Genomic DNA, 6,372 nt, shown 5'->3' with positions numbered 1-6,372 from the left:
GGGGGGGGGGGGGGGGGGGGCCCCCGCCTCACCATCGGATATCCTCGTCGACACCCCCCACCCCAACCCTCCCCACCATGCTGCGCATGGGGGGAGGGAGCGCAGCCGAGCAAGCGGAGAAGTCAGCAATCCCCGCCTCATGTTCATGATGTCGTCCGGCGGACTGACCGCCGCCGAGCTGTTCCAGGGGAAGGATGCCATCCTGTCGGGTCCCGCGGGTGGCGTGGTGTCGATGGCCCAGACCGCACGCGAAGCCGGCTTTTCCCGCGTCATCGGCTTCGACATGGGCGGCACCTCGACCGACGTGTCGCATTTTGACGGCGAGTACGAGCGGGCGTTCGAGACCGAAGTCGCAGGCGTGCGCATGCGCGCTCCGATGATGCGCATCCACACCGTGGCCGCGGGCGGCGGCTCGATCCTGCATTTCGACGGCGCGCGCTTCCGGGTCGGCCCGGATTCGGCGGGCGCCAATCCGGGGCCCAAGTGTTATCGCCGCGGCGGCCCGCTTGCCGTCACCGACGCCAATGTGATGGCGGGGAAACTGATCCCTGAATTTTTCCCGAAGATTTTCGGACCGCAACAGAACCAGCCGCTTGATAGCGAGGCGGTGCGCGAAGGCTTCGCAGCGCTTGCGAAGGAAGTCGGCGGCGGCCGCAAGCCGGAAGAAATCGCCGACGGATTCATCAAGATCGCGGTCGAGAACATGGCCAACGCGATCAAGAAGATTTCGGTGCAGCGCGGTTACGACGTGACCCGCTATGCGCTCAATTGCTTCGGCGGCGCCGGCGGCCAGCATGCCTGCCTGGTCGCCGATGCGCTCGGCATGACCAGCGTGCTGATCCATCCGTTCTCGTCGCTGCTCTCGGCATACGGCATGGGACTGGCCGACATCCGCGCCACCCGCCAGCAGGCGATCGAGGAGCCGCTCGGCGGCAAGGGCCTGAAGACACTGACCCGGATCGGCAAGAGCCTCGGCAAGGCCGTGCGCGACGAAGTCGCAGGCCAGGGCGTGGCTTCAAAGGCGATCAAGGTGATCGTGCGCGCGCATATCCGCTACGCGGGGACTGATACCGCCCTGGTGGTGGAGGCCGGCAGCATTTCGGCCATGACGCGCGCCTTCGAAAAGGCGCACAAGTCGCAGTTCGGCTTCATCGATCGCAACAAGGGGCTGGTGCTGGAGGCGGTGTCGGTCGAAGCGATCGGCGGCGGCGCCAAATTCCGCGAACGCGCGCTGAAAGTCACACGCGGCAGGCTGTCCTCGCCGGCCCGCCGCACCCGATTTTTTTCGCATGGCGCGTGGCACAAGGCTTCGGTCTATGCCCGCGATCAGATCAGGCCCGGACAAACCATCAAGGGTCCGGCCATTATCATCGAACCGCACCAGACCATCGTGGTCGAGCCCGGCTGGCAGGCAGCGCTGACCGCGAAGAACCATCTGGTGCTGACGCGCTTCAAAGCGCTGAAGCGCACCAGCGCCATCGGCACCCGGGCCGATCCGGTGATGCTGGAAGTATTCAACAATCTGTTCATGTCGATCGCCGAGCAGATGGGCGTCGCATTGCAGAACACCGCCTATTCGGTGAACATCAAGGAGCGGCTCGACTTTTCCTGCGCGGTGTTTTCCGGCGACGGCGCGCTGGTCGCCAACGCGCCGCATATGCCGGTGCATCTCGGCTCGATGGACCGCGCGGTCGAGACCATCATCCGCGAGAACCGGGGAAAAATCCGGCCGGGCGACGTCTACGCGATCAACGCGCCCTATAACGGCGGCACCCATCTGCCGGACATCACGGTGTGCACGCCGGTGTTCGATGCGGCGAAGCGGAAAATTCTCTTCTGGGTCGCCTCGCGCGGCCACCATGCCGATGTCGGCGGGATTTCGCCGGGCTCGATGTCGCCGAACGCCACCACGATCGAGGAGGAAGGCGTCTATCTCGACAATTTCAAGCTGGTGGATCGCGGCCGCTTCCGCGAGAAGGAGATCTACGCGGCGCTGACAGGCGCCAAATATCCGGCGCGCAATCCGGTGCAGAATGTCAACGACCTGAAGGCGCAGATCGCCGCCAACGAGAAAGGCGTGCAGGAACTGCGCAAGATGGTGGCGCATTTCACGCTGCCGGTGGTGCAGGCCTACATGAAGCATGTGCAGGACAACGCCGCCGAAAGCGTGCGGCGCGTGATCGACCGGCTGCACGATTCCGAATTCTCCTACGAGATGGATCAGGGTACCGTGATCAAGGTCAGGATCACGGTCGACCAGAAAAAGCGCGAAGCGACCGTCGACTTCACCGGCACCTCAAAGCAGCAGCCGACGAATTTCAATGCGCCCGAACCGGTCACGCGCGCCGCGGTGCTCTACGTGTTCCGCGTGATGGTCGACGACGACATCCCGATGAATGCGGGATGCCTGCGTCCGATCAACATCGTGATCCCTAAACAGACCATGCTGACACCGGAATATCCGGCCGCGGTCGTCGCCGGCAATGTCGAGGTGTCGCAGGCGGTCACCAATTGCCTGTTCGGTGCGCTGGGCGCGCTCAGCGCCGCGCAGGGCACCATGAACAATCTCAACTTCGGCAACGAACGCTATCAGTATTACGAAACGATCTGCTCGGGCTCGCCTGCCGGCCCCGGCTTCAACGGCACCGATGCCGTGCACACCCACATGACCAACACCCGCCTCACCGACCCGGAGATACTGGAATTCCGCTATCCGGTGCTGCTGGAGGATTTCCACATCCGCAAAGGTTCAGGCGGCGCGGGGAAATGGCACGCCGGCGACGGCATCCGCCGCACCATCCGCTTCCTCGAAAAGATGGAATGCACCATTCTCTCGGGCCATCGCCGGGTGCGGCCGTTCGGACTGGCCGGCGGCGAAGCCGGGCAGACCGGCGAGAATGCGGTGCGCCGCAAGGGCGGCCACGTCAAAACGCTGCAGGGCTGCGACGCAACGGTGATCGACGCCGACGAGGCGATCATCATCCAGGTGCCGACCGCCGGCGGCTACGGCAGGACGGGCTGACAGAGCGTGCGCCCGCAAGCTTTCGTAAACCATGGTTGCATGCGGCAGCCGCGGAGACATGGATCGAATCTTGCCCGCATGGGATAATGACCGCTTCATCGCGAGAGATTTGCCATGCAGGACTTCGACATGCGCCGCCTCGGCCTCGGGCTGATCGCGGCCGCCTTCGGCCTTCTGACCGTGACCGCCGTCGCGGTTGCCGACAGCTATCCGATCTCCGGCAAGTGGACCTACGACAATCCGGACGCCGAAGGACCGGCGGACGATTGCGGCAAGCGCTATATGAGTTTCGAGGGCGTATTGCGGCGCGACACTGTCGGCGGTGTGTCGTCCTTTCGCAATTTCTCGGTCGAGCAGATCGGCAACAAAAGCTATCGCATCATCGACCAGTTCGACAATGCGATGATCAATGCGCGCCAGACCTACACCCTGCGCCTCATCGACGACGACCACATCGAAATCGACCCTCAGACCGGACCGGCGGTGGCGCTGCGCCGCTGCGCATAGCGCTTATCCGGCGTTGCGGTCGTTGCTGCTAGCTACGCCGATGCCGGAGACGCCGCCGTCGCGTTCGCCCAGTTCGATCTGAAGCGTGGGATGCGCGATTCCGAACCGCGCATGCAGTTCGGCTTCGGCGCTCTTGAAGAAATCGTTGCCGGGATGGCCATCGGGCATCACGAGATGCGCGGTGAGCGCAACCTCGTTCGTGCCCATCGCCCAGACATGGAGGTGATGGACGCGCGCAACGCCCGGCAGACCTTCGAGGCACGCCCTCACCCGCGAAAGCTCGATATGCGGCGGCACGCCACCGAGCGCGAGACTGATCGAGTCCCGTAGAAGTCCCCATGTTCCCCACAGGATGACGGCGACGATCACAAGGCTGGTCAGCGGATCGAGCCACAGCCAGCCGGTCAGCATGATGGCGGCGCCGGCGATCACCACGCCGAGCGAGACGCCGGCATCGGCCACCATGTGCAGATAGGCACCGCGGATATTGAGGTCGCTGCGCTGTCCGCTCATGAACAGCCAGGCGGTGAAGCCATTGATCAGAATACCGATCCCGGCCACGATCATCACCGTCGTGCCAGCCACCGGCTCCGGGCTGGCAAACCGCCAGACCGCCTCCCAGGCGATGGCGCCGCAGGCAAAGATCAGCAGCAGCGCGTTGCCGAGCGCCGCCAGAATCGAGGTGCCGCGCAGACCATAGGTGAGCCGTTCGGTCGGCGGACGTCTCGCAAGGATCGTTGCGCCCCATGCGATCAGCAGGCCGATCACGTCGCTCAGATTGTGCCCGGCATCGGCAAGGAGCGCGGTGGAATTGGCGAGAATTCCGAAAACCGCTTCCACCACGACAAAGCCGAGATTGAGCGCAACGCCGATCGCGAAGGCGCGGCCGAAGTCTTTCGGCGCGTGGGAATGGCCGTGCCCATCCGGGTGACTGCCGTGATCGTGGGCGTGATCGTGCATTCGGTCCTCACAATTGACCGCGTGCCGGCGCGTGTCTAGGCTCAGGACCATAACAAAAGAGATATCAGGGAGGCGACGATGCGGAATATTCTTCGCGGAACTGCGCTCATCGCGATGCTGATCGTTCCGCTGTCTGGCGCTCAGGCGCAGATCACGCCCCCGCCGCCACAGTCACGCGCCGAAGTCATCGTGCCTCCGGTTCCGTCCGGGATCATGAGCAACCGTGCCAATGTCAACAACGTCCGCCTGCATTATCTGCGCGCGGGCAGCGGGCCCGCCGTGGTGTTGCTGCATGGCTGGGCCTCGACATCATCGATGTGGCGCAACGTGATTCCCGAACTGGCGAAGAAGTTCACCGTGATCGCACCCGACATGCGCGGTTATGGCGGATCGTCGCACGTGCTCGACTGGTTCGGCACGCGGGAGGTCGGAGAAGACATCCGGCAGCTCATGGAACAGCAGGGATTCAAGCAGTTTTCCGTGGTCGGCTTCGATCTCGGCGTTCACGTGACCTTCCAGATGGCCACGGCCTACCCGGACATCGTGCAGAGGATCGTCATCCTCGATTCCGTGGTTCCGGGCATCGCGCCCTGGGAGGCGCTGACGCGCGATCCACGGCTATGGCACTGGTCGTTCTACAGCGTACCCGACCTGCCGGAGGCGCTGATCGAGGGCAAGGAGAACCTGTACTTCACGTGGTTCCTGAAGAGCTTCGCCATGAACCATGTCGCGGTCGATGCCGAAATCCCGCGCGTCGTGTCCGAATTCACCGCACCTGGCGCGATCCGTGCAGCACTGCAACTGTTCCGGGCACGGAACGCCAGCGCTCAGCAGAATGCCGAATGGGTGAAGTCGAACCGCATCAAGATGCCGGTTCTGGCGCTGGGCGGCGAAGGAGGCACCGGTTCGACGCTGTTCGACCAGTTGTCAACGGTCGCGGACAATGTGGAAGGCGGCGTGATCAGGAATTGCGGACACTGGATCCTCATCGAATGTCCGGAAGTCTTCCTGACGCGCGCCGGTCCCTTCCTCGAAGGCCGAAAGCCGACGCAATAGGCGGTGCCGAAAGCGCGGCACCGCAACGCGCCTAATCCTCCGGCCGCGGGCCGTCGTCCTCGATCCAGTCATCGTCGTCGAGGATGTTGCGCGTCGGCGGCTTCACCTTCGACCTGCCATTGAGCGCGGCCTTGCGCTTCGCGACGGCCTTTCTGATCGAGCCGGTGACCCCCGCGTCGGGCCGCCAGGCATAGCCCCGCTCGCGCGCCACACGCTCGGCCACGACGTCGCCCGGAACAGAATCCGGATTGCAGACCCGGTAGGCGCTCCGGCGCCGCATCAGGTCGAAATGGAAATGATCGTAGTGAAAGCGGTTCGAGCCCGGCGCCAGCACGGTGCTGAATTGCTCGCAGGCCGCGCCCTGCACATCGCGCAGGAAGCCTTGTTCCTCGGGTGAGCCGCGCCAGCCGGTCTTTACGGAGATCCGGCGTCCGTCCTCGAGGGTGAAGGAGGAAATATCGAGCGCATTGCCAAAGGCATGTTCGGAAACGCGCGCGCCCGGCTGGTTGTTCATGCCGCGGCATGAATAGGCCGATATCTGCCGGAGCTCGACCACGGGCTGCCGGAACCAGCGCTGCGCCGCCGGCTGAACCGAATCGATGATCCAGCGGTCCAGCGCCGTGGCCATTGGACAGGCGAGCGTCGCGGCGGGTTTGATCTCCACCGGACCGAACGCAGAAAATGCGTTGCGTCCGAGCGGGACCGACGATTGCACCGGCGCGGCGCGTGCGGCCGCTATGGCACGCGCCGGCTGGACCGGTTCTGCCCGTGGCGGGATCGGATAGGGTGAGCGTGAACCGCGACGCTGCGGCAGGCCTTCATCGTCG

Annotated in this window: 5 protein-coding genes; 3 read left to right on the top strand and 2 right to left on the bottom strand. The window is 64.5% G+C overall.

The window, feature by feature from the left end; genetic code table 11:
* Both AB7F49_RS36905 and AB7F49_RS36900 read left to right on the top strand, forming a co-directional pair.
* Positions 1-3,022 (top strand): hydantoinase B/oxoprolinase family protein (locus tag AB7F49_RS36905; protein ID WP_428532177.1); only part of this gene is annotated, 3,022 nt, incomplete at its 5' end.
* Between the two features lie 114 nt (positions 3,023-3,136).
* Positions 3,137-3,529, top strand: a complete 393-nt coding sequence (locus AB7F49_RS36900; RefSeq protein ID WP_428532174.1) for a hypothetical protein — start codon at positions 3,137-3,139, stop codon at positions 3,527-3,529.
* A 3-nt stretch (positions 3,530-3,532) separates the two neighbouring features.
* Here AB7F49_RS36900 and AB7F49_RS36895 read toward each other — a convergent pair whose 3' ends face one another.
* Entirely contained in the window at positions 3,533-4,489 is a 957-nt protein-coding gene (locus AB7F49_RS36895) for a cation diffusion facilitator family transporter (RefSeq protein WP_428532171.1), read from the bottom strand.
* Positions 4,490-4,567: 78 nt separating this feature from the next.
* Here AB7F49_RS36895 and AB7F49_RS36890 point away from each other — a divergent pair, with 78 nt between their 5' ends.
* Positions 4,568-5,545: an alpha/beta fold hydrolase gene (locus AB7F49_RS36890; RefSeq protein ID WP_428532168.1), complete on the top strand. Its 978-nt coding sequence runs from the start codon at positions 4,568-4,570 to the stop codon at positions 5,543-5,545.
* A gap of 31 nt (positions 5,546-5,576) precedes the next feature.
* Here AB7F49_RS36890 and AB7F49_RS36885 read toward each other — a convergent pair.
* A partial coding sequence (locus AB7F49_RS36885; RefSeq protein ID WP_428532165.1) for an extensin family protein occupies positions 5,577-6,372 on the bottom strand: 796 nt, incomplete at its 5' end.

Origin of the sequence: Pseudorhodoplanes sp., from assembly GCF_050250235.1 — a bacterium.
In the GTDB taxonomy this organism is placed as follows: Bacteria; Pseudomonadota; Alphaproteobacteria; order Rhizobiales; family Xanthobacteraceae; genus Pseudorhodoplanes.
This window is presented reverse-complemented; position numbering and strand designations above follow the sequence as displayed.